The sequence below is a fragment of the Bacillus sp. XF8 genome (genome assembly GCF_017498755.1).
GTDB classification, from domain to species: domain Bacteria; phylum Bacillota; class Bacilli; order Bacillales; family Bacillaceae_G; genus Bacillus_A; species Bacillus_A bingmayongensis.
Genome location: NZ_JAGDQK010000025.1, coordinates 43954 through 69640 on the forward strand (window position 1 = coordinate 43954; position 25687 = coordinate 69640).

Genomic DNA, 25687 nt, shown 5'->3' on the forward strand with positions numbered 1-25687 from the left:
TGAGAATTTTTTATCTTATTATTAAATATCTACTTTTATTAAGAAACAATACCCCCTTTTGATTAACCTTACATATTTTTTATGATGCTTAAACTTGTTGGAGATTTTTCAATACTTCTTATCATAAATAAAATTACAAATAAAAAATCATCCAATTTATGCCCGATTCTTCGTAACATTTTGGATGACTAAAGTTTACTTTTCTTTTTCATTTCTAATTATTTCTCCTAATAACAACCCGCATTTTCATAAACTAATTATATGTCTTATGATTTTCATTTAATGACTGCAATTTAATATTTGGTGCTTTATTTTCCGCTATGATTTCATCGTAAACAACTGGAATTTGAAATTCAAATTTCTTTGTCTCATGTTGCTGTAAGTAAATAGGTGTCGGTACTTGATAGCCTTGTAATTTCTGATTTGCATCTTGATATAAAACAATCTGTAATGCTTGTGAATGATTGTGATAATTTTTTAATGTAACGACGCAATTTTGTTCAAAATTATCTCCCTTTTTATCTATTGTACATTGGCTATCCTCTTTTTTGTATTCAATTGCTTCTAATCCTTTTTTACCTGTGTAATGCCATGTTTTATCAAGAGTTTGAAGCATCTTATTTAAAGTAAACGGCATTGTTATAACGAAGACACTTATACAAACTACTTTTATTTTATTCAATTTTTTCAACCAATTAGAGTCCTTTTTTTCTAACCATTTTATAAGAAATAAGAAAGAGATTATTTGTAATACAAAAGAAAAAATCCATATATTCGAGACCTTATAATTCATATAAATATATGTATCTACTGGAATTCCATATGTGTGAAATAATTTTTCCCCAATTAATTCATTATCGTTTGGCATTTTTATTAATAGTAATACTCCGATACTGTAGAAAATGGCTACTAATCGATCATATTCAATCCGAATCATTCTTTCTCCCTTCCCCCTTTGTATTTTATTATCGATTTTAGCTAATATTATCGGAATATACAATCTTTTTATAGTGAATAACATGAAAAAAGTTCCTTATAAATATATAAAGAACTTTATTGATATACAATATGAATAAGGGAATCGGTATTTAGCTTTATTCCAGTGTAACAATACTTTCCCTTATCTAATATTTCTTATGCAGTTTTCACATCGAGATTTCCTCGAAATAAGTTGGATCATGTATTGTTATTTTTTTACCTAACACCGTAACAATACTATCATTCTTTAACTGTTTTAATACACTACTAACCGTCTCTCGAGACGTGCCAGATATTTTGGAAATTTCAATTGTTGTGAGCGGACATGAAATTACAATTTCTTCACCATCCTGCTCTCCTAAATCATTCATTAAATAATTTAATGTCTGAATGACGCGATCTTGTGCATTTGGAATTGTAATATTTTGCACGCGATTTTCGTTAATTTTTAATATGGATGATAACTGCTGAACAACATACATTAGCTGCGTCCGACTTGCTTTCACCATATCTTCAAAAATCACTGTAGGAATATAATACACATCCACATCTGTCATTGCCTCCGCTGTATAATTATATCCCTTGTCTGTAAACATACCACCATAAGGAAAAATAGAATATCGCTTTACATAGTCCTCATATAATAAATTTCCACTTTGATTCACCCGCTCTAACTTCACAAAACCATCTAACATAAGGTAAATCCTTTCTCTTGAATCACCTTCTAAAAATAAAAATTGACCTTTCTTATAAGTTCGCCAATAGACAAACTCTGTTAAGCCTTTCAATTTTTTTTCTGTTAAATGAGCAAATAATTCAAACTGCTTCAGATCTTTAACTACGTTCCGTCTATTCATAAAACTCCCTCTCTCTTGCTATATATCGGAGCGAAACATCAAGAAAGCGCATTCAAGTTTATTTTATCACACTTAACCTACACTTCTTTTGCTTATCATGAATACTTTATGAACATTAGTTACCAAAAAATTACTAGTAAGTAAAAAGAATGAAGTTACTAACCTCATTCTTTTTGAAATTACTAGTAATAGAAGAGCTCTGTTTATACACAAGCATATACGTCCTGCTTAGAAATAATAGTACCCGCTTTTTCTCCTAATGCTTCATATACCTTTTCTAAAGAAGTAATAATTGTTTTTCGCTTTGGATCTGTATTAGCAAAATTAATAGCAGCTTCAATTTTCGGAAGCATACTACCTGCTGCAAATTGATTCTCCTGTATATACCCTTCCAATTCATCAATTGTAACAGCCTCTAATCTCTTTTGATTAGGTTGATTAAAATTCACATAAACATAATCAACTGCAGTTAAAATAACAAGCGTATCAGCATCTACTAATTCCGCTAACTTTTGAGCTGCAAAGTCCTTATCAATGACAGCTTCAGTACCTTTTAAACCTTCCTCAGAGTCAATAACAGGGATTCCTCCACCTCCAACAGCAATTACTATATTTCCATCCTCAACTAATGAATTGATTACTTTATGCTCATGAATACTCACAGGTTTTGGTGATGGCACAACGCGTCTCCATCCTCTTCCTGCATCCTCTTTAAATACGGCTTTTGTTTCTTCCATTAACGCTCTTGCTTCTTCTTCTGTATAGAAAGGACCAATTGGTTTTGTTGGATTTTGAAATGCCTCATCCTTTTCATCCACGACAACACGTGTTATAACCGTAGCTACTTCTTTTTTTATTTTACGCTTTTTCAAAGCCTTCTCAATTGCATTTTCCATCCAATATCCGATCATCCCTTGGCTCATTGCACCACAAGTATCTAACGGCATTGCCGGTGTTTTTTCCGTATCCGCTGCTTTTTGTTGCAATAAAATATTCCCTACTTGTGGTCCATTTCCATGTGCAATCACAATATCCACGTTATTTTCCATGATTTTGACAAGTTGTTCTGCTGTTCTTTCTAATGCTTCTTGCTGCGCCCCGGCAGTAGCATTTCCAGATTGTATGGCATTTCCTCCTAGTGCAACTACGATCTTTCTTCGTGTCATATTTCAACCCTCCAATTATTGTTAGTTTCACAAAACTCTATAAAGTAATACTTCCTGTAATTAATCCATAAATCGCAAAGAATGCTAAGGCACCAATTGCTACAGAAGATGCCAATTCCACGCGAGTAAATATTTGCTTTGGACTCGTTTTCTTTTGAACATTGTAAAAGATGAAAATACCAGGTGCATATAAGGTCATTGTTAATAACAAGTACTCTAACCCTGCTGCATAAACTAACCAGACTCCATAAATACTTGCTACCAAGCCAATGATTATATTTTTTGTCCGATCTTTTTCTTCAGATTGTAAACTATGCTTAAATTGATAAAATGCTGAAAAGGCATAAGGAATTAAAATAGCAGAGGATGCGAGAGAAAATGCAAAGTTATATGCTTGATCTGAAACAACAAATGTTAATAAGAAAACTTGAATTAAACCATTTGTTATCCATAATGAGTTTACAGGAGCTTTGTTCTTATTTTCTTTCGCGAACCACTTCGGAAATACTCCGTCTTTAGCAGCTAAATATGGGATTTCAGAAGCGAGTAAAGTCCACCCTAGCCAAGCACCTAATACAGAGATGACTAAACCTAAGTTAATAAAGATAGCACCCCATTTTCCAACAACGCTTTCAAATAAATACGCCATAGCTGGATTTTTCAAATTAGCAACATCAGCTTGTTGCATAAGACCAAGAGATAGTAATGTAAGTAGGATATAAATGATGAGTGTGCCAATTAATCCAATAACTGTTGCTTTCCCAACATCACTTCGGCTTTTAGCACGACTGGATAAAACAACAGCCCCTTCCACACCGATAAATACCCACAGCGTTACAAGCATTGTACTCTTAACTTGGCTACCTACTGCTCCCCAAGAAAAAGAACCAGCTTGTCCCCAAAATCCATCTAAGAAAATATCAATATGAAAGGCGAAAATTCCTACAACAATAAATACAAATACAGGCACTAATTTCGCAATTGTAGTTACTAAATTTACAAGTGCTGCTGATTGTACACCACGTAAAATTAACATGTGGACACACCATAGTAATATGCTCGCTCCAATAATCGAAGCTACATTTTGTCCACCTTCAAAGACTGGGAAGAAATAACCTAATGAAGAGAACAATAATGTGCCGTAAGCTACATTACCAAGCCAAGCAGATAGCCAATATCCCCACGCACTATTAAACCCCATAAAATTACCAAATCCTGCTTTTGCATAACTAAAAATACCGCCATCTAAATCTGGTCTTTTTACAGTTAAATTTTGAAATGATAATCCAAGCGCAATCATCCCAATTCCCGTTATAACCCAACCGATAATAATGGCCCCTGCACCAGCGCCTTTTGCCATATCACTTGCTAAGTTGAATGCTCCACCACCGATCATAGAGCCAACTACAAGAGCTGTTAAAGTAAATAACCCTAATTTCTTTTCTTCATCCATTACACTCACCTCTCTTTAATTGCAATAAGAATAAAACGACAATAGTGAATGATAGTGTCTAAAGGAGGAGAAAGAAGGAAGAATAACTTCCTTCTTTATTCCATATTTCCTAAAGTAGCTGCCATAACCGCTTTAATTGTATGCATTCTATTTTCTGCTTGATCAAATACTTTTGAATGCTTACTGCGGAATACTTCGTCACTTACCTCCATTTCTTTCAATCCATATTTTTCATAAATCTCTTCTCCGTACATTGTTTCCACATCATGGAATGCAGGTAAACAATGTAAGAACATCACACTATCATTTCCAGTTTTTTTAATCATTTGCATATTTACTTGATAAGGTTTCAATAATTCGATACGTTCAGCAAATTTATCTTCTTCCCCCATAGATACCCATACATCTGTATAGATTACATCTGCACCTGCAACAGCCTCTTCAACACTACCTGTTACCATTACTCGGTCATTATATTTTTTTGCCATATCAATAACTTCTTGTGCTGGCCATAATGATTCTGGTGTACAAATACGGACTTCCATTCCGACAATCGCACCGCCAACTAATAAGCTATTCGCTACATTGTTCCGCCCATCCCCAACATAAACGAGCTTAACGTCTTTTAAACGTCCCACATGTTCTTTTATTGTTAATAAATCTGCGAGTGTTTGTGTTGGATGCCACATATCTGTTAGACCATTCCATACTGGCACGCCTGAATTTTTTGCTAGAGATTCTACTGTCGCATGATCAAAACCACGGAATTCAATCCCATCAAACATACGTCCTAAAACTTTTGCTGTATCTTCGACTGATTCTTTTTTCCCGAGCTGAATATCACCTTTACCTAAATATTCAGGGTTTGCACCTAAATCTGTACAAGCTACTGTAAATGCACACCGTGTACGAGTGGAAGTTTTTTCAAATAAGAGTGCTACATTTTTCCCTTCTAAATAACGGTGCGGGATACCATTTTTCTTTTTCTCTTTTAATTCTGCTGCTAAATCTAGAAAATATAATAATTCTTCTTTCGTAAAATCTTTTTCAGCAAGAAAACTTCTTCCTTTTAAGTTTGGTTTAGTCATCAACATGATTCATCCCTACTTTCTCCGTTATTTATACTAAATATCTTTTCGAACAATTGGCATACTCATGCAACGTGGACCCCCACGACCGCGAGATAATTCCGAACTCAATACTTCAATAACTTCTATACCATGTTCACGTAATAAAGCATTGGATACATAGTTGCGATCATATGTAACAACTACTCCTGGCGCAATTGCTAATGTATTTGATCCATCGTTCCATTGTTCACGAGCAGAAGCAATTACATCTCCTCCTCCGCAAGGAATAAGTACTAATTCACTTAAACCTAATACTTCTTTTAAAGCTTCAGTTAAAGATGTACGATGTGTAATTTTTAGAGTTTCTTCATCCTTTCCTTTTTCTAAAATATATATATTCATATTTCCTTTTGGTCCTTGGATAGCTGGATGAATTGTAAATTTATCGTAATCGACCATTGTAAATACTGTATCTAAATGCATAAATGCTCGACATTTTGGAATTTCTATTGCTAGTACTTTCTTAATTTTATTTTGACGACTAAATAAATTTTTAGCTAAACGCTCAATTGCTTTAGCTGAAGTACGAGCAGATACTCCAATTGCAATTGTTTCCTCATTTAAGATCAGCTCGTCGCCACCTTCAATTGGAAACTTATAATCACGATCTAACCAAACTGGCACATTATGATTTGCAAATCGTGGATGATGCTTAATGATATATTCCATAAACAATGATTCACGTCTCCGTGCCGGCTCTCTCATTTTATTAATTGTTAAACCGTCACCTATAGTAGCTGCTGGATCACGAGTAAAATATAAATTTGGCATTGGATCTAAATAAAATGGATAATGATCTTCCATTAATTCATATAGATGTGCTTTCTTACTTGTTTCAATTTCATTTTTCCGCACACCACCCATAATTTTTTGAATCAATTCTTCATTTGAAAAGGAAAGTAAATATTCTTTTAAAGTTTGATGTGCAACGTTTACGTCAGCCTGTCCTTCTTTTAAAATATGATCAACAAATTCTTCCCGAAGCTTTTTATCAACTAACGCCTCAGCTGCTAGTTTTTCTAAATAAAGAACTTCAACACCCCGATTGCGTAATGTTTGTGCAAAATAATCATGTTCTTTTTGAATAATTGGTAAGTATGGAATATCGTCAAATAATAATTGCTGTAAATAATCTGGCGTTAAGTTTTCCACTTCTTTACCAGGACGTTTTAATAAAACTGTTTGTAATTCCCCAATTTCTGAAGTAACATGTATCGGATGTTTCATTTGTTGTACCTCCTTTTAAATTTGTTTGATGCCTTACAAGTACATAATAACTGGTACGTGCTTTTCACTTTGTGAAAACGTTAACATTATTAAGTGGAATATTTCACAAGTTATTTTTTAAAATAATATATATTTGTATGTTTATAAGTTTTTTCACCCTACATTTTACAAAACAGCTGTATATTACGTATATATAATGAATAACGCTTTACTAATTCATATTAAAATTCTAAAAAAAATCCTGTTTCTAGTAACGATTAGAAACAGGATTTTCACTTACATAATTAATTTCAACCTTTCCTCTAGAACCTTCCTATCCGATTCTGATCGAGAAATTACAAGGCATGTATCATTTCCACATATACATCCCACTTTTTCTTTCCAGTCTAAAGAATCCAATAAAGCACCGATAACGTGGGCATTACCAGGTAATGTTTTAATAACCGTCAATTGATCTACATAATCAACCCTTATGACAACCTCTCTCAATTTTTTCTTTAACTTCATATCAGTTTGTAAACTATCTTCTGAGAAAACCTTATATATAGTTAAGCCTCTTGAAGAAGTTACCTTTATTAAATTTAACTCACGAATATCTCGCGAAATTGTCGCTTGTGTAACCAATACACCCTGTTCTTCTAATAATTCTACTAATTTCTCTTGTGTATCTATTTCATACTCTCTCACCAATTGTTTAATGAGTCGTTGTCTTTTTTCTTTTTTCATAAAAGACACCCTTTCGAATATTTATAGTTTTATTATATCTTGCTATAATTTCCATCCGAAAGAGACAAGGTTAAATATTGCGGAAACGTTCATAGTTTATGATATATAAAACTATCCGTCTTATTTTTAAAAGTTCTTAGTACTGCTAGAACAATTCTTCTCTATTCAATGTATGTAACTTTTAACCCACAAAATTTGTTAGGTGCTTCAGTAATTAAAAATTTCTATACTATCTAATAGAAAAAAATGATTTTATCTTCCTCATTTTACTTATTCCCAGACAATGTTTTTCGCAAAAAATAAAGGGTTTTGGCACTTTATGACTAATAACAAAAATAAGAGGCAACATTTGTAAAATACAAATTTGACTGGGGGGGTTGGTATGATTCAGGTTCAAAATCTAGTAAAATCGTTTGGTTCATTAGATGTTTTAAAAGGAATTAATTTAGAAGTAAAAGAAAAAGAAGTTGTTGTTTTAATTGGCGCAAGCGGTTCAGGAAAAAGCACTTTACTTCGCTGCCTCAACTTTTTAGAAATGTACGATGAAGGTGAAATTCACTTACAAGGAGAACGAATTGATCCAAAAAGTACAAACTTAAATAAAGTCCGCGAAAATGTTGGAATGGTATTTCAACACTTTAACCTCTTTCCACATATGACCTCATTAGAAAACATCATAGAAGCACCCATTCACGTAAAAAAACTAGACAAAGCAAAAGCAAAAGAAATTGGAAACGACCTATTAAAGAAGGTTGGCTTACAAGACAAAGAAAATGTAACGCCTCACCTTTTATCTGGCGGACAAAAGCAACGTGTTGCAATCGCACGCGCACTTGCGATGAATCCTAAAATCATGCTATTTGACGAACCTACATCAGCTCTTGATCCTGAACTTGTTGGAGAAGTACTTCAAGTTATGAAAGAACTTGCTGGGGAAGGAATGACAATGGTAATCGTCACCCATGAAATGAACTTTGCACGAGATGTAGCAGATCGCGTCATTTTTATGGATGACGGACAAATTGTAGAGGATGCACCTCCAGAACAATTTTTTTCAGCACCGTCAAATGAGAGAGCAAAACAGTTTTTACGAAACATTTTATAAAAATATTTTAATCTCATCCGGGTAGCTTATCTCCCAATAGAAAAACTCTCATAGCACTTTGAAACGTGGCATTACTGCCCGTATGTAAAAGATAAATATTTAGGAGGGGTTTTGTGAGAAAGAAAATATTTACTGTTGTTGCAACTATTACACTATGTGCATCTTTTATACTTGGGGCCTGTAGTAAGGAAAGTAGTACAACTTCGACAAATGGCGAAAAGGAATTTCGTTATGCAATGAGTGGTCTATATAAGCCGTTTAACTTTAAAGAAAATGATGGAAAATTGGTTGGCTTTGATGTTGAAATTGGTGAGGCACTCGCAAAAAAAATGGGAATGAAGCCTGTTCCAGTTACAAATCCTTGGGAAACATTAATTCAAGGTCTAAAAGCAAAAAAATATGATGTGATATTAGGAAGTATGGCAATTACAGAAGAACGCTTGAAAGCCGTGAATTTTACGAATCCATACTATCGCTCCGGTGCACAAATTTTTGTAGCTAAAAAGAACAATTCTATTTCTTCAGTAGAAGACTTAAAAGGAAAAAAAATCGGTGTTGTAAAAGCTAGTACATTTAAAGCACTTGTCGAAAAACATACAGATCAAATCACAGAATATGATAGTGACGTTACAGCTCTTATGGATTTAGAACCAGGCCGAGTAGATGCTGTTATTACAGATCAAATGGTTGGCCTTCGTATGATAAAAGAAGGTAAATCAAATATAAAAGAAGCTGGCAAACCATTAAATCTTGATAAAATGGGAATTGCAATTCGCAAAGATGATAAAGAAATGGTGAAGAAGGTAAACAAGGCATTAGATGAAATTATTAAAGACGGCACATATGAAAAAATCAGTAAAAAATGGTTTGGACGCAATATTCTTGGAGAAGAAGAAAAGACAAAATAAAATGACTTTCTTTTTTTACAAACCAGAATGGATCTACTCTTCTACAGGACAAACCATTTTTAATCCATAAGCGATGCCCCACCTCAGCCGTGGGGCATTTGCATCTATTTCTTAAAACAAAATCTATATTGAGGTGACACTAATGATTGAAATTTTTATATCGACATATCCTACCCTTCTAAAGGCCGTTGTCATAACATTACAATTAACATTAACTTCCTTACTACTCGGTTCATTAATTGGACTACTATTTGCCTTCTTTCGTATTTCTAATAATAAAGTATTAAATAGTATTGCCCATGTTTACATCGCTATTATCCGTGGTACACCTTTAATCGTACAAATCGCAATTCTTTACTTTGGTATTACATCTGTCATTGTCTTCACACCTTTTTGGGCGGGGGCAATCGCTTTAGCTATTCATAACGGAGCATATATTACCGAAATTTTCCGCGGTTCTATTCAATCTGTCGATCGCGGACAATTAGAAGCTGCCCGTTCCCTAGGAATGTCTTATCCACTGGCTATGCGACGTATTATATTACCACAAGCATTTCGTCTCTCTATTCCGCCTCTAGGAAACCAATTTATTATCGGATTAAAAGATTCTTCACTTGTTGCCTATGTAGGTATGTCAGAATTATGGGGCTCTGGCCTCTCTATAGCAGCTGGTAACTTCCAACAATTAGAAACATATATTGTTGTTGGTATATACTATCTTGCACTCGTACTTTTATTTACCTATCTCGTAAACCTTTTAGAGAAAAGACTTCAGCGTAAACAAAGTAATTCTTTGCAAGTAAATAAAGGGAAAGAAAAGGCAGCCTCTTTATAAAACTAAAAGCAAGCTACTGACAAAGTAGCTTGCTTTTAATTGACTTATCTATCATCATGGATTCACTTTTTTGATAGTTTCCTGCTCTTCTATATGCTCCTCACGATACGCAATATTATCAGGATCTAATCCATTTCCTAAAGAACCATAGAAATGTTCCCTATGAGGATCGACTAATTCACTGCCTTGATAGTATACGCGAGGCGTGTTCCAAAGCGCTGCTAATGCTTTCGTCATCGGCATTTCATGATAACGCTCCGGCCACATTTCTTTAATCTTCTCTTTTACTAACGGGTAATATTTTGAACTCATAGCAGGGAACAGATGATGTTCTGTATGATATGAAAAATTAAAATGCAAAACGTCAACCCAGCGCGGCACTGTTACGGACAAACAGTTAGCTAGCGGATCATTCACAGGAACAATTGGGTTTAAGCGATGGTTTGTTGCAATATATGCCATTACAATAAAGTTTGCAATTAGTAACGGAATCACATACGCAAACAACCACTTTGCAGGCCCCAAAATAAATAGTAAGCTAATCCACACTGTCCACGGCAAAAGAAGTTGAAGCCATACAGATCGTTGATTCGATGACTTAAATTCTTTTATAAAATGAAAGAACATACGAGTTGAATGTATTGTAAATTGAATTGTTAGTGACAGAAAACTAAAGAAAGAACGTACATGAAGCGGCATACGATACACCCATCTTAAAAACTTACTCTTCTTCATCTTTTCAAGCGTTGGCCATGCATCAGGATCATGTTCCTCATGTTGCGTATGCACATGGTGCGTCGCATTATGCCACTTTCTCCACAATTTTGGTCCTGTAGACAATGGCATAAATGCAATTGCCCCTAAAAAATCACGAAGCCATGCCTTTCTTACAACCGTTCCGTGCAAAATTTCATGTCCTAAAAATCCAAGCGAAGCAAAACATAACCCGAGAACAATCGCAATCCCGAGATTTGCCCACACATTCAAGTCGAATAAACCGATCGTTATTAATCCAGCTACCGCCACAAGTAAATAAGCCAGTCCACCAAACAAACGAGTTGGAACTGGTTTAAATGCTTTTTTTGGCAAATGCGGCGATACACGTGCTGCATACCATCCAAACGTATGAAGCTCCTTCATCCTTTTGCCCCTTTCTTATGCCGCGCTTACGCAACTTGCATAAATCAATTCTTGTTTCCAGATTGATAAAACTAGTTAATTACAAAAAGCATTTATAATAAGTAATTCATACTCACTCTACCGTCACTCATTTTTGCTTTTATTATCAATGAAAAACATTTCTCTTTTTACTCTTTATCAACCTTTCTACATGATGAATCATATCAATAGACTTTCTGTATTGTCAACAACTTTTATGACCTAGTAATAAAATGTGATTATATTTTTATAATAATATTTTATTTCACCAAAGAAAAAACATAGATTTTATATGCTTTTATCCGTTATATATATAAATACTTTAACATATAAGAAAATTAGCTTTATTCAAGAATAACTTATATATGAACAGAAATAATTCTTTATGAAATTGACTGTCATTTAAAATACGTTTATGACGAAACACGCGTTTTTTATTATACTAAAATAATTTTTACGTTTTTTAAATATTTATAACTTATTCTTAATTTCCTTCTGTTCACTGTACAGCATTCCCCTATTTTAAATAAAAAATAATCTACATGAATTTCATATAAATTGGAAAAATTAAGTAGTAAATTGTTTTAAAACAGGAGGGATATACGATGACAAATGATTCATTTCCCCAATTTCCAGAACCGTACTGGCGTGATTCTACTTCACTCCCTATTTTTCCAAAGCTATCAGAAAATATAAGAACAGAAGTTGCAATTATTGGCGCTGGAATTACAGGCATTACAACTGCTTATTTACTTGCAAAAGAGGGTATGAAAGTTGTTTTAATCGATTCCGAAAATATTTTAAATGGAACGACAGGCCATACAACTGCAAAGATTACTGCACAACATGACCTCATTTATGATGAACTGATTAATCATTTTGGAGCTGATCAAGCTCGGCTATACTATGAGGCAAACGAAAAAGCATTGCAATTTATTAAAGAAACAATCCAAACAAATAACATCGACTGCGACTTTACTGAAGAAGATGCCTACTTATATACAACTTGCAACGATGGATTACGGAAATTAACAAAAGAATACGAAGCTTATAAAAAGCTAAACATTCCTTGTGACTATACTCAATCCATTTCAATTCCTATCTCAGTTCAAGCAGCGCTTGCTATGAAAAATCAGGCACAGTTCCATCCTCTTCATTATTTAAAAAATCTTGTCGAACGTTTTATTGAAGCTGGCGGAACGATCTATGAGCAGACCACTGCAATCGATATTGAGAAAGGGTTCTATCCACAAGTTATTACAAAAGATGGCCATCGGATTACATGTGGATATGTCGTATCCTGTTCCCACTTTCCTTTCTATGATGCAACCAACTTTTTCTTCGCAAGAATGTATGCAGAGCGCTCCTACGTTCTCGCAATAAAGGCAAAGAATGATTATCCCGGAGGCATGTATTTAAGTATCGATAACCCTACACGTTCCTTACGCTACACAACAATGAATGGAGAAAAACTCATTCTCGTTGGTGGAGAAAGCCATAAAACAGGACAAGGAATTAATACGATGCTTCATTATGAAGCACTGCACTCTTTCGCGGAAGAAACATTTGGGATAGATGAAATTCCTTACAGATGGTCAACACAAGACTTAATTACTCTAGATAAATTGCCTTACATTGGTCATATTAATGAAAATAATCCAAACATATTCGTTGCAACAGGTTATCGTAAATGGGGTATGACATCTGGAACTGCTGCAGCACAATTACTAACAGCTTCAATTACAAAAACAGATAGCCCTTACAAAGAACTCTTTGCTCCATCACGATTCCATGCAGATCCAGATATAAAAACATTCCTGTCTCAAAACCTTGATGTGGCAAAACATTTGATTGAAGGCAAGTTAGAATTTGCTCTCCGTAAACCAGAAGACCTTGAAAACGGTGAAGGTGCAGTTGTAAGAGTTCACGGAAAACGTGCAGGTGCTTATAAAGACAAAGAGGGAAAATTACATATTGTTGATACGACCTGTACACACCTTGGCTGTGAAGTAGAATGGAACAGCGGTGATTGTACGTGGGATTGTCCTTGTCATGGCTCACGCTTTTCAATTGAGGGGGATGTAATTGAGGGGCCAGCAGAGAAACCACTGAAGCGGGTTGATGGAGAATAAAATTAGCTAAAATAAACAGAGCACCAATCTACTGGTGCTCTGTTCCTATTTCAAATAACATATCTCGAAACAAACCATTCAACATCTCAACTTCAATACCCTTTCCTTTTTCAATTCCCTTCACATACTCCTGATAGTACTTTATCTGCTCCTCCAAAAACTCATTTAATACCATAATTTTTGGACCAGCATCTAGCTCAACACCAGCTTTTTTCTTTATTAGTAAATCTTCAATTTCATTTAAAATTTTTTGTTCTAGTGAAAGTTCAGTAATTAATCGTTCAAATTCTACAGGCGGTAATGTCCCTTTCTCTTCTAACCACTTGCAAGCTAAAATAGGGCGCAATACGTAGAAGTACTTTTTCAACTTCACACTCTCTCCTTGTAGAAATTCACGATAGTTTTTTGAAGCCATATGTAAGTAGTGATAAATCGTTGCTTTTGGATCAAAATCGTTTTCGCTCATTTTCTGTAGGCGTTCTGGAAGAGTCGAGTTCTTAGAATAAAAAATTGGAGAGCGGATCCATTCTAATAGTGCTGGATTTGATTTTGCAAATAGCTGCAGTGCTTTTCTAATATCCCAACCACTTATATCTAAAGCATCACTAATTGGATACTCAATAACATCACGTTTTTCATTTACGGATAAATACCAATCTACTGGATGAATATATACAAATCTAACATCGTAATCACTATCTTTCGACGGGAATCCCCACGCACGGCTTCCAGATTCCACCGCAAATAAAATCTTTACATTATTCTCTTTCTCAATTCTCTCTAATTCCAATTGAATTTTTTCCCTCATATGTATCATCCTCATTTTCTGATCATTTCCCTGGAAATTCGACAAATATAATATACTTATTATTGAAGTGTCATTCTACTGCTAACATCGATATATCGAGAACTCTTTAGTATGTAAGGAAGCTGTCAGATCCTTCCTGACAGCTCTACAATCACTTCATTTTTGCTGCTCACTAACAAACTTGGCAATTCTCTCAAATTCACTCTGTATTTCGTCTTTATACGCATCTACTTTTGTAAAATCCATCGCAGTAATATAAATTCGTTCCAATTTATCTCGAACTGCTTTTGCTTTCGCTAAAAAAGACATCGCTTCACTCATTTTTGTTTTATATTGAATGGAAACATCGCGAATTTCTGTAGCATATTTTTCATCCGTTCCCGGAGTAACAATGAGATTATACATATCAATAATCTCATCACCTTCTCGCTCAGGAAAATATTCATGCGGTGCGGTGCTGTCAAAGATTGCAAAACCTAATTCTCTTACAATAATCATATCAAGGCTATTCGGGTCAAAGCCGCAATGATACACTTCAACTTCAAAACCTTTTTCTTCTGCTGCCGCTGCTAACTTTTTTAACATCGTTGATTTCCCTGACCCCGGGCGTCCTTTAATAAAATAACGATGCTGGATACCTTCTGTTAAATTTGGAACGAAATCAACCGCACCTTTTGGTGTTGCTGCCCCTAAGAAACGGCGCTTTACAACTGCTTGTTTTCCTTTGTTATCTGCGAATAACTTTTGTATAAGCTGATTTGTTAATTCATTCGCTTTTTGAAAATCAATATTATCAATATAAATTCTCTCCCAATCATCATGTATAGCTAATGCTTCTTTGAAACAAGCATATGCTGATTGAAATGCACCACTTGCTTCTGAAATATAACGTGTAATTTCATCTTTATGTTTTCTTAATTTCTCGGAATCCCATGCAACACCTAAGTTTACGTATTCTTCTACAACTCCAGGTGTTTTGGGCTCAACGACATGGGGTGCTGTTCCATCTACAATTCCTACTTTTAATTTTGGAATAATAACCCCATCGATGGATTTGTTATCAGAGGAACAATGCAAAAGTTCAATATCATATCCTCTTTCAGCCCACTCACGCCCAATTGCTTTCATCAGTGAGGATTTTCCTGTTCCTGGACCACCTTTCAAAATGAAAAGCCTTTCCAATCCACTTAAACTTTCCTCATATAAACTATAAAAACCTCTCGCTGTATTTCCTCCAGCATAATAATTTAAAATCTTCCCTGTCACTGCACTCACTCCTTTGCAGCAGTTTACTTACATAAGCTACCATATGCTGGAACCCTTAGTTGGGTGAATACCTATTGTCATTCTTGAAATAAAAAAGGAAATGAATTACAATAACAATAACAAAAAAATATGAATTTTAAAACTAAATAAATTTCTTATCGAGAGAGGCAGAGGGACTGGCCCTTTGAAGCCCGGCAACCTCAGTTTATATAAACTGAACAGGTGCTAAATCCTGCAAAATGCAATGCATTTTGGAAGATAAAACATGAATTTACATGCAAGTATGTAAAGCCTATCTTTCTTGATTTGAAAGATAGGCTTTTTATATTTTAAAAATTATTGGAGGTATCCCGATGAAAGTAATCGATTTATCACAAACATTCGAAAACAATATGTCTCAATTTCCTGGAACACCGCCGATTCATCTAGAACCTATTACAAGTGTTGAGGAGGCTGGATTTCAAGTCACAGATTTTCATTCAGTTGTTCACGTTGGTACACATTGCGATGCACCTGCCCATTTTATTTCAGGTGCAACAACAATTGATCAATTACCACTTGATCAGTTTGTAGGTGAAGCTATTCTAGTTGATGTAACACATGTACAAGAACGAAAATTGCCTAAGGAAGTATTACATGATGCTGGGGTAAAAGAAGGAGATATCGTCATTTTCCATTCTAATCTCTCAAACAACTGGAATACAGAAGCATATGAAAAAGAAGCCTTTTATCTTTCAGAAGAACTTGCTGAAGAATTAGTTAGATTAAAAGTAAAATCTGTCGGTTTAGATTTCATTTCTCCCGATGAAGTGACGACCGAAACATCACCAATTCATCATATTTTATTAGGGAATAATATTTACTTAATTGAAAACTTAACAAACTTAGACGCGATTAAAACGAAACGTTTCTTCTTTTCAGCGGCACCATTAAAAATTAAAAATAGTGATGGGGCATTTGCAAGAGCGTTTGCAGTTATTTTTGAATGAATGAAAAAAGCAGAGATCACCTTTGATCTCTGCTTCGATGTTTTCTATTTAAATTAAAGAAAAATTGTTCAATACGAGGACGAACCCATGCAAAATAATCTTTATCTTTCTTTTTCGTACAAATGATTTCTTCTCCGTCAACCATTCCAACAAGCTCTAGCTCTAACAATTGCCTCGTAAATTCTAGAATATTTACTTCTTCTTCTGGATATTCTTCCTTTAACTTCTCTTCGATTTCTCCTAATAAAAAGCCGTCACGCATCATTGCAAGTGCATCAATACAAAGTGGCGGCATTTCATATTTTTCGCCTGTAATTGTATCTTTTACAATATAATTCTTTTGCTCTTTCCGAAATTGAATAGTGTGTAAACATACAGCCGAATTTAATGTTAATTCCATCATACCACCTCTTTCATAATATCTGCATAGAAAAAAGGATGCGTGTGCACCCCTCTTTTTAATTCACGTAAAACAAAAAACTACAAACCGTTATATGAGCAAGAAGCTGCATACCGATATTTTTCTCCATTATAAACTAAGTGTTTTATAAAAAAAAGCATTCTCGAATCTTTTTATAAAATGTTTATATTTACACAACAAGAGCACTTTTCAGAAAAGTACTCTTGTTTCGAATTTCTATATAGTTGGCAATGTTATTTCTACTTTTGTGCCTTCGCAAACGTCACTTTCAAATTTGATATCCCCTTGATGTTCTGCAATAATTTTGTGTGTAATGATCAAGCCAAGACCAGTTCCATTCTCCTTTGTTGTATAAACAGCTTTTCCGAGTTTTTCTATTTTCTCACTATCCATACCGCATCCTTCATCCTGAATACAAATACAAACTTTTTCTTCAATCGTTTTAGATGCATAAATCTTTAAATTTCCACCATCCATCATAGATTCAATTCCGTTTTTCACAAGATTTATTACTACTTGCTTTAATTGTTTTTCATCACCATTTATATCAGGTAAGTCTTCATCTACCTGTATATAAATTTTTACAGCGTACTGCATTGCATAACTTTCCATCAATTGAATAACATATAACAAAATCTTTTGCATATCACACAATTGATAAGTTGTTGGTCTTGGCTTTCCAAGCAGCATTAATTCACTAACAAACTCATTGATTCTCTCAATTTCTTGTAGCATAATATCATAACTAGCAACATCAGTTGGATTACGTTCCTTTTGAATTTGAGTAAATCCTTTTAAAGCTGTTAACGGGTTTCGAATTTCATGTCCAATTGCTGTTGACATTTTTCCAATTAGCACCAGATTTTTAGTTTTCTCTATATCTTTTAGCGCTTTCACAACTGTACGAACATACGACTGAAACCTCTTTAATAAAGAGTGTGAAATGATGAAAAAAAAGATGCATAGCACTAGCGGAATGAAAACTTTCACATCTCTTAACAATAAAGCAAAAAAAGTATACTTACCAATTATACTGAGAGAGATTAAATAAAAGTATTTTTTATTCACAAAGACCGGTGCAAAAAGTATTAGAAATATTTCTACCATATTTCCATTTTCAAATACTCGATCTGTTTTTAAATAAATCATTAAATTATTTATAAAATCAATTAGCATATAGCCCATTAAGAACAAATATTTAACAGCATATGTATGCCCTATCTTTTGAAGATACATTGAAATTGGAAATAATAAACTTACAAAAATATATACCCAAAATCCTAGTCCACCTTCTGGCCACCCGACTTGTGCTTCATTTATATTCATTGCAGGATATATGTAATAATATATAATGTCATATACAAAGAAGATAATATAAAATAATAATAAAAATACCTTTAAAGCTTCTCTTTCTTCCTGAACTATGCTTTGAAATTTGTTCATATAAATACCTCTCTTAAGCGAAACAAAAGTATATTACATGTATTCGTATTATAATACTATACTTATGAAATTGCTTTTAGAACAATATGTACTCCTTTAAATATATTAAAATCCTTCTATTGTGCAATCAAAAAACGTTTCAAGATATTTACTCTTCACATCTTGAAACGTTTTTCTTATAATTCTGTATCATGGAGTATGATAACTTAATCCTCGTCTTTTACATCCATATCTTCTGGAATTGGCTCATTTAATATTTCTTCTACTAATTGCTTATATTTTTCCATTTGCTCTAAATGTGTATTGAACTGTTCTTTATTCAGCAAATATTGCTCACCGTCATACACCGCCCGAATTCGTTTTTGTTGAACTAATTCTTCAATATAAGATTCTGGAAGATTTAAATATTCCGCTGCTTCTTTTATCGTTATATACAATGGTTTCATTCCCTTATTATTTTTTCATATACAGCATTCATCTTACTTTATTATAGGATACTTTTGTAAACAAAATAAAAAGATTTTGTAAATACAAATCAAAAAGCAGGTAGATACATACCATATATTGTATAATAGTATAGTAAGCGTTTTTAAAATATAGATGGTATTTACCCATTTACACAAAGGAGAGTTAACATATGGCTACTCGTCACATCATTACAATGCTAGAGCAATCATTACAAGCTGAAACAGAGCACACTGCTTCTCATCTATCTAAAGTGTTACCACAAAGGATTCTTGAGCAAACAATGGCTGCAAACGAAGACACACACTACAACACAATTGGAGAATGGTATAAAAATCATTTCTTATTCCAGCAAGATGATTTTCTCTGGGCTAAATATGCCTACTATGATGCATATTGTGAGGCATTACAAAATCAAGGTCACCTAACAAAACGTGTGCGCCATATACTAGAGTCTGTGGCTAGAAAACATGGAAAACAATACATTGCTTCCGTGCAAAATATACAATTTCCTGATCACCATGCAAAAGGCACTGCATAATTTGCTAAGTTCCAGGATAAACGTAGCACAGTCAGCTCGGTCTCTAGAAGAATCCAAAAATAAAATGTTCACGTCTTCCTATCCCTTTTTTTCAAAAATAGATTCACAAGACGTGAACTTATGAAACCGGTGTCAAAAATATGATAGAAAACATAGGAAACAGGAAAACACCCAGCTTACTTCCCTTCTTAATATGAATGGAAAAGTAACTGGGTGTTTATATATAACTAGGAAAATACCTCTTTTTAAAAGATTTCTTATTTCATCATTTGCTTAATAAGCTCCCTATTACGCTGTTTAAAAACATCATTATGTGAAGATACCATTCCATACTCACTCGCATCTGGCTGAATAAATTGTTTTGCTTTATTTACAGCATTTCCAGCATCTTGGAAAGCACCAGCTATTAAATGTAATTTGCCTTCATGCTTTAAAATATCTCCAGCAGCATATAGCCCTTCTATTGAAGATTCGCTGTTCACACTTCCTGCAATAAAATAATTATCAATGATTTCGACACTCAACTCACTATTTTCCAATAATGTCATATCACGTTCATAACCGTGATTAATGATTACTTCATCAATTGGTAAATATGAAATCTCTCCTGTTTCATGATTCGTTAGTTCCACGCGTTCAATCGCTTCATGATTATTACCTGCAATTAATTTTGTAATTGATGTATTAAAGAAACAATCCACTGAGCTATTCATAAGCTGTGTAACTTGTGCTTCATGACCAGACAAAGCCTCTTTTCTATATGTTAAATACACCTTTTTCGCAATTGGCTCCAATTCATTCGCCCAATCTATAGCTGAATTCCCTCCACCTGAGACAATAACAGTCTTATCTTTAAAGTGCTTTAAAGATTTTACAGTATAATTTAAATTCGATACTTCAAACCTCTCTGCACCTTCAATTGCTAACTTTTGTGGTTTCAGTATTCCGCTTCCAGTAGCTACAATGACTGTTTTTGAAAAATGTTTTTGACCAGAGAAAGTTGTTAACACAAAAATCCCCTCTTGATTCCGGGTGATTGACTCTACCTTTTCATTCAACACTACTTCTGGACGAAATGTTAACCCTTGCTCTACAAGCTGATCAATTAATTTTGCCCCTGTAACTGGTGGCAATCCCCCGATATCCCAAATCATTTTCTCTGGATAAACATGTATTTTTCCACCTAACTGTGGTTGAAATTCAATTATTTTCGTTTTCATTTCTCTTAGTCCACTATAAAACGCTGAGTAAAGCCCTGCCGGACCTCCTCCAATCACGGTCACATCAAATAATTCTTCTGGATTCATTTGTGTTCACTCCTCGACCATTATCTTAAATGATTATCATTCTCATTAAAATATACCTTTTTTCTTTTCAATTTACAATCAAAATAACTATTGACAATAGAAAAATATAAAATTATATTATTAAGGAATCGACAGTGATAATCATTATCATTTTGTAAACTATTAACAAAATTGGAGAAAAAATTACGATTCATTTTTTTATAGCTCACTCAATTATTTTATGATAAAAAATCTCAGTATCAAGATTTATAAGAACAATTAATTACAAGACACCTATCTTGTTAGGAAGCTATACATTACAGACACTTTATAGAAGGAGAAGAAAAATGAAAAAATTATTCATTTCACTTACAGTTCTATTCGTACTCGTTATGAGTGCTTGTAGCAACGGCTCGACAGATAAGAAAAACGATTCAAATGCAAAGGGAAGCAAATCAGAAACAATTACATACCAATCTGAAAATGGTAAAGTTGAAGTTCCCGCAAATCCAAAACGCGTTGTTGTACTATCATCATTCGCAGGTAACGTAATGTCTTTAGGTGTAAATCTTGTTGGTGTAGATTCTTGGTCTAAACAGAATCCACGTTTTGAGAAGAAATTAAAAGATGTTGCTGAAGTATCAGATGAAAATGTAGAAAAAATTATCGAACTAAATCCAGATTTAATCATTGGTTTATCAAATATCAAAAACATCGATAAGTTAAAGAAAATCGCTCCTACTGTAACATTCACATATGGAAAAGTAGATTACTTAACACAACATTTAGAAATCGGTAAACTATTAAATAAAGAAAAAGAAGCAAAAGCTTGGGTTGATGATTTCAAAAAACGTGCACAAGCAACAGGAAAAGATATTAAAGCGAAAATCGGCGACGACGCAACAGTTTCTGTTATCGAAAACTTCAATAAACAAATTTATGTATACGGCGAGAACTGGGGCCGTGGAACAGAAATTCTTTATCAAGAAATGAAATTAAAAATGCCTGAAAAAGTAAAAGAAAAAGCTTTAAAGCCAGGTTACTATGCATTATCTACTGAGGTTCTACCTGAGTATGCTGGTGATTATTTAATTATAAGTAAAAACAAGGATACTGATAATTCATTCCAAGAAACAGAATCCTATAAAAATATTCCAGCTGTGAAAAACAATAGAGCATTCGAAGTAAACATGATGGAATTCTACTTTAATGATCCACTTACATTAGATTTCCAACTAGACTTCTTCAAAAAAAGCTTTCTTGGTCAATAGTACAACAATGAGGAATTCTTAAAATAAGAATTCCTCTTCCTTTATTCTATGAAAAGAAAAGATGTGAAACTGATGACAAAAGATAATCTACGTTCCACCTCCTTTATATACAAATTCATTTTAGGAATCGTTGTGTTTTTTCTTATTTTTATGGCCGCGATGGTATTTGGTGCGGCAGACACTACTGTAAAGGATGTATGGTTAGCACTTACTTCTTCAGCTAAAGGTGAAAAACTTTCTCTCATCCGTGAGCTGCGGTTACCACGTGAAATTGCAGCTATTTTTGTTGGAGCTGGACTCGCGGTTTCTGGTGCCATTATGCAAGGACTAACTCGAAATCCACTCGCTGATCCAGGGCTGCTTGGCTTAACTGGTGGAGCTAACGCTGCACTTGCCATTACAATTGCCTTTATACCTTCTGTAAATTACTTTTATATGATGATTGCCTGCTTTATTGGAGCAGCAATCGGCGCAATTATGGTTTTTGGAATTGGTATGATGAAAAAAGGTGGACTTTCCCCTCTTCGAATTGTACTCGCTGGGGCTGCGGTTTCTGCATTCTTAGTCGCAGTTTCAGAGGGCATTGGAGTTTACTTCAAAATCTCACAAGACGTGTCTATGTGGACAGCTGGAGGCGTAATCGGAACAACATGGGGCCAATTACAAATCATTATTCCAGTTATTTCAGTAAGTATCTTTATTGCGATTTTATTTTCAAAGAAATTGACGATTCTAAGCCTAAGCGAAGAGGTTGCAATTGGCTTAGGACAAAAGATTATCGTTATTAAAACCATTCTTTTTATTACTATCATTTTACTTGCTGGTGCTTCTGTTGCACTTGTTGGGAATATGGCATTCATAGGTTTAATGGTACCTCATATGGTACGTCCAATCGTCGGACCAGACTATCGTTTTGTTATCCCAATGTCTGCTATCGTTGGTGCTTCTTTTATGTTACTTGCGGATACAATTGGACGTACAATGAATGCTCCATATGAAACACCACTTGTTGCCATTGTCGCAATCGTAGGTTTACCATTCTTCCTATTCATTGTACGCAAAGGAGGGAGAACATTCTCATGATTCAACAATCTATTATAAAAAAACAGCGCATCATTATACTTGCCTTACTGATACTTATTATCGCAACTATCACAGTGGGAATGGGTCTTGGAGCTGCCTCACTCTCCTATGATAGATTGCTTCCAACTTTGTTTGGGCAAGGGACTTTTAAAGAAGAATTTGTTTTATTCTCCCTCAGGTTGCCTAGAATTACCATTACACTATTAGCTGGTATGGCACTTGCCTTATCAGGGGCGATATTACAAGGAATTACTCGAAATGACCTAGCTGAACCTGGAATTATCGGTATTAACTCAGGAGCTGGTGTAGCGATTGCGATTTTCTTTTTATATTTTCCAATCGACGCAGGTTCATTTGTTTACTTGTTACCAGTTGTTGGATTTATCGGTGCTTTTATTACGGCTTGTCTAATCTATGTCTTTTCATATAAAAAAGCTACTGGACTTCAGCCTACAAACTTAACATTAACGGGGATTGGATTCTCATTCGCCCTTTCAGGAACAATGATCGTAATCATTTCCTCTGCTGAACGTGCCAAAGTAGACTTTATCGCAAAATGGATTGCTGGAAACATTTGGGGAGATGATTGGGTCTTTGTTTTAGCCATCATTCCATGGTTAGCTGTACTCATTCCATTTACTTTCTATAAAGCAAATCGTCTAAATATCCTTGCATTAAACGAACCAGTAGCGATCGGTGTCGGTATCGAAATCGAAAAAGAACGTCGCTCCCTACTATTAGCAGCCGTTGCATTAGCTGCTGCTGCCGTTTCAGTCACAGGAGGCATCGCCTTTATCGGACTTATGGCCCCTCACATCGCAAAATCTTTAGTAGGTCCTAGACATCAAATGTTCGTCCCTATAGCCGTTCTAATCGGCGGATGGCTTCTACTACTCGCAGATACAATCGGCCGTCATATTGTCGAACCTAGTGGTATTCCTGCGGGGGTTGTGGTTGCTTTGATTGGTGCTCCTTATTTTATGTATTTGTTGTTGAAGAAATAGAAAAGTCCCTTGAGAATGAGTTTGTTCTCGAGGGATTTTTTGCTTTTACTTATGATGCGGTTCATCGCACTATATCTAAATGAGGTTATCTATTTATTGGTATTTGGTTTATCATTTGTTTTAGAAATAATAAATATATTAAAATATCTTTTTAATCTTAATTACTGTTACTTTTATAGAAAGCAAAATAACTTCTACTCAGTTAAACATGCCTGAGCATAAAAATTAAATTTATTTGCTGCATCTGACAATGCCCCTAAAGCAAAATACCCTTCTTTCGTATGTCCTGCACATCCTATTAAAGGTGAAGCTAAAAAATTCAACATCGCTGATATTTCGTCCAATGTTGGTGGGGTATCGAACTGTATGTTATTTCTTAACGTTCTATAAATATCTCTATCTTGCAGAAACCCTTCAGTAACCGGGTCAGAACTTTCTTCTACAAGACAGTCCATTACAGCTTGCAACAATATCATAATTTTAATCACCTTTATAAACGGTCATTTTGAGTTTCCGATTTTTTCTAATCGAATCTTTAAACAGCATTGATTTTTTATTTCCATTTGTTAGAAGTACTTATTTATCTTTAAGTACGTATTTGCAAAGAATCTGATCCGAAAGATTTTCTTCAATACCAAAATACGTATTTTAATTTTTGTAATTTTCTGTAATAATGGCGTGAAATTTTTTGAGAGGTTTTGATTTTGAAAAAGTTTTTGATCAACACAAATCATCCTTTCTCGAATCAAAGCCAAGCGTTTTTTAAGAAAGCCTTGGCTTTTTCGTACATTTCTAAACCTCACGTGATAACGGTAGATAAGAACCCTGCCTATCCTGTCACGATTCAAGCGTTGAAAGAAGAGAAATATATGCCTGAGGGCATAAAGATTAGGCAAGTTAGATACCTCAATAACATAGTGGAACAAGATCATCGTTTTATTAAGAAATGTGTGCGTTCTATGTTGGGATTCAAGTCATTTAAAACAGCAACTTCTATATTGAGTGGCATTGAAGCCATGCATATGATAAAAAAGGACAGATTGATTTAGAAAACCTGATATTATCCCCTTAAGGTAGACAGTGTAAAAAGACCATGAATAAACATGGATGTTACACTTTTACTTGGAGGGGATTTTATTATGGCTAAAAAAGGGGATAAATTTCAAACTTATTCAGATGAATTAAAGATACAAGTTGTAAAAAGTTATTTAAATGGTGAGGGCAGCCAAACAGCTATAGCTAAGAAATATAGGCTGAAAAGTAGAACACAGTTAATGAATTGGGTCCGAAGATATCAAGAAACAGGCGATATTTCAGACTTGCGGGGAAACAACGGCGGCAATAACGGTTTAAAAAATCTCTTGAAAGGTCGTCCTCGTACGAAATTCGATAGTGTGGAAGAAGAATTGGAATACTACAAGGCGCAGGTGGCTTA

General features: G+C 34.4%; 25 protein-coding genes, 1 pseudogene and 1 riboswitch. Of the genes and pseudogenes, 11 read left to right on the forward strand and 15 right to left on the reverse strand.

Features of this window, described 5'->3' with window-relative positions; translation table 11 throughout:
- Nucleotides 1-253: 253 nt before the first annotated feature.
- The 7 genes from J4P91_RS16490 to argR all read right to left on the reverse strand — a co-directional run bounded on the left by J4P91_RS16490 (nucleotide 254) and on the right by argR (nucleotide 7537).
- A complete protein-coding gene (locus tag J4P91_RS16490) occupies nucleotides 254-937 on the reverse strand; it encodes an ABC transporter permease (RefSeq protein ID WP_207994982.1) in 684 nt (227 codons plus the stop codon).
- Nucleotides 938-1145: 208 nt separating this feature from the next.
- Nucleotides 1146-1835 carry a Crp/Fnr family transcriptional regulator gene (locus J4P91_RS16495; RefSeq protein ID WP_207994983.1) on the reverse strand — a complete coding sequence of 230 codons (690 nt, stop codon included), beginning with the start codon at nucleotides 1833-1835 and terminating at the stop codon, nucleotides 1146-1148.
- Between the two features lie 203 nt (nucleotides 1836-2038).
- The gene (gene arcC / locus J4P91_RS16500) at nucleotides 2039-3001 is read right to left on the reverse strand and encodes a carbamate kinase (protein WP_207994984.1); all 963 of its coding nucleotides are present in this window, start codon (nucleotides 2999-3001) and stop codon (nucleotides 2039-2041) included.
- Nucleotides 3002-3038: 37 nt separating this feature from the next.
- Nucleotides 3039-4454, reverse strand: a complete 1416-nt coding sequence (arcD, locus tag J4P91_RS16505) for an arginine-ornithine antiporter (RefSeq protein ID WP_207994985.1) — start codon at nucleotides 4452-4454, stop codon at nucleotides 3039-3041.
- A 95-nt stretch (nucleotides 4455-4549) separates the two neighbouring features.
- On the reverse strand, nucleotides 4550-5548 hold the full coding sequence (argF, locus tag J4P91_RS16510; RefSeq protein WP_207994986.1) for an ornithine carbamoyltransferase: 999 nt from the start codon (nucleotides 5546-5548) through the stop codon (nucleotides 4550-4552).
- Nucleotides 5549-5578: 30 nt separating this feature from the next.
- On the reverse strand, nucleotides 5579-6811 hold the full coding sequence (gene arcA / locus J4P91_RS16515; RefSeq protein WP_207994987.1) for an arginine deiminase: 1233 nt from the start codon (nucleotides 6809-6811) through the stop codon (nucleotides 5579-5581).
- Between the two features lie 276 nt (nucleotides 6812-7087).
- Nucleotides 7088-7537, reverse strand: coding sequence for an arginine repressor (gene argR, locus J4P91_RS16520; RefSeq protein WP_017154086.1), 450 nt, complete (start codon nucleotides 7535-7537; stop codon nucleotides 7088-7090).
- A gap of 382 nt (nucleotides 7538-7919) precedes the next feature.
- On the opposite strand from argR, the gene J4P91_RS16525 reads away from it, so the two are divergent.
- The 3 genes from J4P91_RS16525 to J4P91_RS16535 all read left to right on the forward strand — a co-directional run bounded on the left by J4P91_RS16525 (nucleotide 7920) and on the right by J4P91_RS16535 (nucleotide 10385).
- Nucleotides 7920-8642 carry an amino acid ABC transporter ATP-binding protein gene (locus tag J4P91_RS16525; protein WP_207994988.1) on the forward strand — a complete coding sequence of 241 codons (723 nt, stop codon included), beginning with the start codon at nucleotides 7920-7922 and terminating at the stop codon, nucleotides 8640-8642.
- Nucleotides 8643-8755: 113 nt separating this feature from the next.
- Nucleotides 8756-9550 (forward strand): ABC transporter substrate-binding protein, encoded by a 795-nt coding sequence (locus J4P91_RS16530; RefSeq protein WP_207994989.1) that lies wholly within the window; start codon nucleotides 8756-8758, stop codon nucleotides 9548-9550.
- A 142-nt stretch (nucleotides 9551-9692) separates the two neighbouring features.
- A complete protein-coding gene (locus tag J4P91_RS16535; protein WP_017154089.1) occupies nucleotides 9693-10385 on the forward strand; it encodes an amino acid ABC transporter permease in 693 nt (230 codons plus the stop codon).
- Between the two features lie 54 nt (nucleotides 10386-10439).
- Here the strand turns inward: J4P91_RS16535 and desB are convergent, their stop codons facing one another.
- Nucleotides 10440-11525: a Delta(10) desaturase DesB gene (gene desB, locus J4P91_RS16540; RefSeq protein WP_017154090.1), complete on the reverse strand. Its 1086-nt coding sequence runs from the start codon at nucleotides 11523-11525 to the stop codon at nucleotides 10440-10442.
- A gap of 623 nt (nucleotides 11526-12148) precedes the next feature.
- Between desB and J4P91_RS16545 the strand changes: the two genes are divergently transcribed.
- A complete protein-coding gene (locus J4P91_RS16545) occupies nucleotides 12149-13675 on the forward strand; it encodes an FAD-dependent oxidoreductase (protein WP_207994990.1) in 1527 nt (508 codons plus the stop codon).
- 28 nt (nucleotides 13676-13703) lie between these two features.
- Here the strand turns inward: J4P91_RS16545 and J4P91_RS16550 are convergent, their stop codons facing one another.
- Nucleotides 13704-14483, reverse strand: coding sequence for a nucleotidyltransferase domain-containing protein (locus J4P91_RS16550; RefSeq protein ID WP_017154092.1), 780 nt, complete (start codon nucleotides 14481-14483; stop codon nucleotides 13704-13706).
- Nucleotides 14484-14639: 156 nt separating this feature from the next.
- On the reverse strand, nucleotides 14640-15749 hold the full coding sequence (locus tag J4P91_RS16555) for a PRK06851 family protein (RefSeq protein WP_207994991.1): 1110 nt from the start codon (nucleotides 15747-15749) through the stop codon (nucleotides 14640-14642).
- Nucleotides 15750-15901: 152 nt separating this feature from the next.
- A riboswitch (SAM riboswitch) is annotated at nucleotides 15902-16014 on the forward strand.
- An 88-nt stretch (nucleotides 16015-16102) separates the two neighbouring features.
- On the opposite strand from J4P91_RS16555, the gene J4P91_RS16560 reads away from it, so the two are divergent.
- On the forward strand, nucleotides 16103-16738 hold the full coding sequence (locus tag J4P91_RS16560) for a cyclase family protein (protein ID WP_017154094.1): 636 nt from the start codon (nucleotides 16103-16105) through the stop codon (nucleotides 16736-16738).
- 16 nt (nucleotides 16739-16754) lie between these two features.
- Here the strand turns inward: J4P91_RS16560 and J4P91_RS16565 are convergent, their stop codons facing one another.
- The 3 genes from J4P91_RS16565 to J4P91_RS16575 form a co-directional block, all read right to left on the reverse strand.
- A complete protein-coding gene (locus tag J4P91_RS16565) occupies nucleotides 16755-17138 on the reverse strand; it encodes a hypothetical protein (RefSeq protein ID WP_017154095.1) in 384 nt (127 codons plus the stop codon).
- 237 nt (nucleotides 17139-17375) lie between these two features.
- A complete protein-coding gene (locus J4P91_RS16570) occupies nucleotides 17376-18602 on the reverse strand; it encodes an ATP-binding protein (protein WP_207994992.1) in 1227 nt (408 codons plus the stop codon).
- Between the two features lie 206 nt (nucleotides 18603-18808).
- Entirely contained in the window at nucleotides 18809-19048 is a 240-nt protein-coding gene (locus tag J4P91_RS16575; RefSeq protein WP_087958035.1) for a helix-turn-helix domain-containing protein, read from the reverse strand.
- A 191-nt stretch (nucleotides 19049-19239) separates the two neighbouring features.
- Here J4P91_RS16575 and J4P91_RS16580 point away from each other — a divergent pair, with 191 nt between their 5' ends.
- Entirely contained in the window at nucleotides 19240-19608 is a 369-nt protein-coding gene (locus tag J4P91_RS16580; RefSeq protein ID WP_207994993.1) for a hypothetical protein, read from the forward strand.
- A 257-nt stretch (nucleotides 19609-19865) separates the two neighbouring features.
- Here J4P91_RS16580 and J4P91_RS16585 read toward each other — a convergent pair whose 3' ends face one another.
- Nucleotides 19866-20915: an NAD(P)/FAD-dependent oxidoreductase gene (locus J4P91_RS16585; RefSeq protein ID WP_207994994.1), complete on the reverse strand. Its 1050-nt coding sequence runs from the start codon at nucleotides 20913-20915 to the stop codon at nucleotides 19866-19868.
- A 326-nt stretch (nucleotides 20916-21241) separates the two neighbouring features.
- Between J4P91_RS16585 and J4P91_RS16590 the strand changes: the two genes are divergently transcribed.
- From J4P91_RS16590 to J4P91_RS16600, 3 genes are read left to right on the forward strand one after another with little or no spacing between them, the layout of a single operon-like run.
- Nucleotides 21242-22165, forward strand: coding sequence for an iron-hydroxamate ABC transporter substrate-binding protein (locus J4P91_RS16590; RefSeq protein WP_017154100.1), 924 nt, complete (start codon nucleotides 21242-21244; stop codon nucleotides 22163-22165).
- 48 nt (nucleotides 22166-22213) lie between these two features.
- Nucleotides 22214-23248: a FecCD family ABC transporter permease gene (locus tag J4P91_RS16595; protein WP_207994995.1), complete on the forward strand. Its 1035-nt coding sequence runs from the start codon at nucleotides 22214-22216 to the stop codon at nucleotides 23246-23248.
- Nucleotides 23248-24252 (forward strand): FecCD family ABC transporter permease, encoded by a 1005-nt coding sequence (locus J4P91_RS16600; protein ID WP_207994998.1) that lies wholly within the window; start codon nucleotides 23248-23250, stop codon nucleotides 24250-24252. The genes J4P91_RS16595 and J4P91_RS16600 overlap by 1 nt, the downstream gene beginning before the upstream one ends.
- Before the next feature lie 194 nt (nucleotides 24253-24446).
- Here the strand turns inward: J4P91_RS16600 and J4P91_RS16605 are convergent, their stop codons facing one another.
- Nucleotides 24447-24728, reverse strand: a complete 282-nt coding sequence (locus J4P91_RS16605; protein WP_207994996.1) for a hypothetical protein — start codon at nucleotides 24726-24728, stop codon at nucleotides 24447-24449.
- A 273-nt stretch (nucleotides 24729-25001) separates the two neighbouring features.
- On the opposite strand from J4P91_RS16605, the pseudogene J4P91_RS16610 reads away from it, so the two are divergent.
- Together J4P91_RS16610 and J4P91_RS28940 are read left to right on the forward strand one after the other, a co-directional pair.
- Nucleotides 25002-25301: pseudogene (locus J4P91_RS16610) on the forward strand (DDE-type integrase/transposase/recombinase); the annotation flags it as partial.
- A gap of 90 nt (nucleotides 25302-25391) precedes the next feature.
- Nucleotides 25392-25687, forward strand: a 296-nt coding sequence (locus tag J4P91_RS28940) for a transposase (protein ID WP_243763882.1), incomplete at its 3' end; no start/stop codon positions are given.

What these genes read in the sequence shown, in the direction of transcription:
- desB (WP_017154090.1), bottom strand. Translation starts at nt 11,525, where the DNA reads ATGAAGGAGCTTCATACGTTTGGATGGTATGCAGCACGTGTATCGCCG.
- J4P91_RS16575 (WP_087958035.1), bottom strand. Translation starts at nt 19,048, where the DNA reads ATGAAACCATTGTATATAACGATAAAAGAAGCAGCGGAATATTTAAAT.
- arcA (WP_207994987.1), bottom strand. Translation starts at nt 6,811, where the DNA reads ATGAAACATCCGATACATGTTACTTCAGAAATTGGGGAATTACAAACA.
- J4P91_RS16535 (WP_017154089.1), top strand. Translation starts at nt 9,693, where the DNA reads ATGATTGAAATTTTTATATCGACATATCCTACCCTTCTAAAGGCCGTT.
- J4P91_RS16605 (WP_207994996.1), bottom strand. Translation starts at nt 24,728, where the DNA reads ATGATATTGTTGCAAGCTGTAATGGACTGTCTTGTAGAAGAAAGTTCT.
- J4P91_RS16585 (WP_207994994.1), bottom strand. Translation starts at nt 20,915, where the DNA reads ATGAATCCAGAAGAATTATTTGATGTGACCGTGATTGGAGGAGGTCCG.
- arcC (WP_207994984.1), bottom strand. Translation starts at nt 3,001, where the DNA reads ATGACACGAAGAAAGATCGTAGTTGCACTAGGAGGAAATGCCATACAA.
- J4P91_RS16545 (WP_207994990.1), top strand. Translation starts at nt 12,149, where the DNA reads ATGACAAATGATTCATTTCCCCAATTTCCAGAACCGTACTGGCGTGAT.
- argF (WP_207994986.1), bottom strand. Translation starts at nt 5,548, where the DNA reads ATGTTGATGACTAAACCAAACTTAAAAGGAAGAAGTTTTCTTGCTGAA.
- argR (WP_017154086.1), bottom strand. Translation starts at nt 7,537, where the DNA reads ATGAAAAAAGAAAAAAGACAACGACTCATTAAACAATTGGTGAGAGAG.
- J4P91_RS16550 (WP_017154092.1), bottom strand. Translation starts at nt 14,483, where the DNA reads ATGAGGGAAAAAATTCAATTGGAATTAGAGAGAATTGAGAAAGAGAAT.
- arcD (WP_207994985.1), bottom strand. Translation starts at nt 4,454, where the DNA reads ATGGATGAAGAAAAGAAATTAGGGTTATTTACTTTAACAGCTCTTGTA.
- J4P91_RS16565 (WP_017154095.1), bottom strand. Translation starts at nt 17,138, where the DNA reads ATGGAATTAACATTAAATTCGGCTGTATGTTTACACACTATTCAATTT.
- J4P91_RS16495 (WP_207994983.1), bottom strand. Translation starts at nt 1,835, where the DNA reads ATGAATAGACGGAACGTAGTTAAAGATCTGAAGCAGTTTGAATTATTT.
- J4P91_RS16525 (WP_207994988.1), top strand. Translation starts at nt 7,920, where the DNA reads ATGATTCAGGTTCAAAATCTAGTAAAATCGTTTGGTTCATTAGATGTT.
- J4P91_RS16490 (WP_207994982.1), bottom strand. Translation starts at nt 937, where the DNA reads ATGATTCGGATTGAATATGATCGATTAGTAGCCATTTTCTACAGTATC.
- J4P91_RS16560 (WP_017154094.1), top strand. Translation starts at nt 16,103, where the DNA reads ATGAAAGTAATCGATTTATCACAAACATTCGAAAACAATATGTCTCAA.
- J4P91_RS16570 (WP_207994992.1), bottom strand. Translation starts at nt 18,602, where the DNA reads ATGAACAAATTTCAAAGCATAGTTCAGGAAGAAAGAGAAGCTTTAAAG.
- J4P91_RS16580 (WP_207994993.1), top strand. Translation starts at nt 19,240, where the DNA reads ATGGCTACTCGTCACATCATTACAATGCTAGAGCAATCATTACAAGCT.
- J4P91_RS16590 (WP_017154100.1), top strand. Translation starts at nt 21,242, where the DNA reads ATGAAAAAATTATTCATTTCACTTACAGTTCTATTCGTACTCGTTATG.
- J4P91_RS16595 (WP_207994995.1), top strand. Translation starts at nt 22,214, where the DNA reads ATGAAAAGAAAAGATGTGAAACTGATGACAAAAGATAATCTACGTTCC.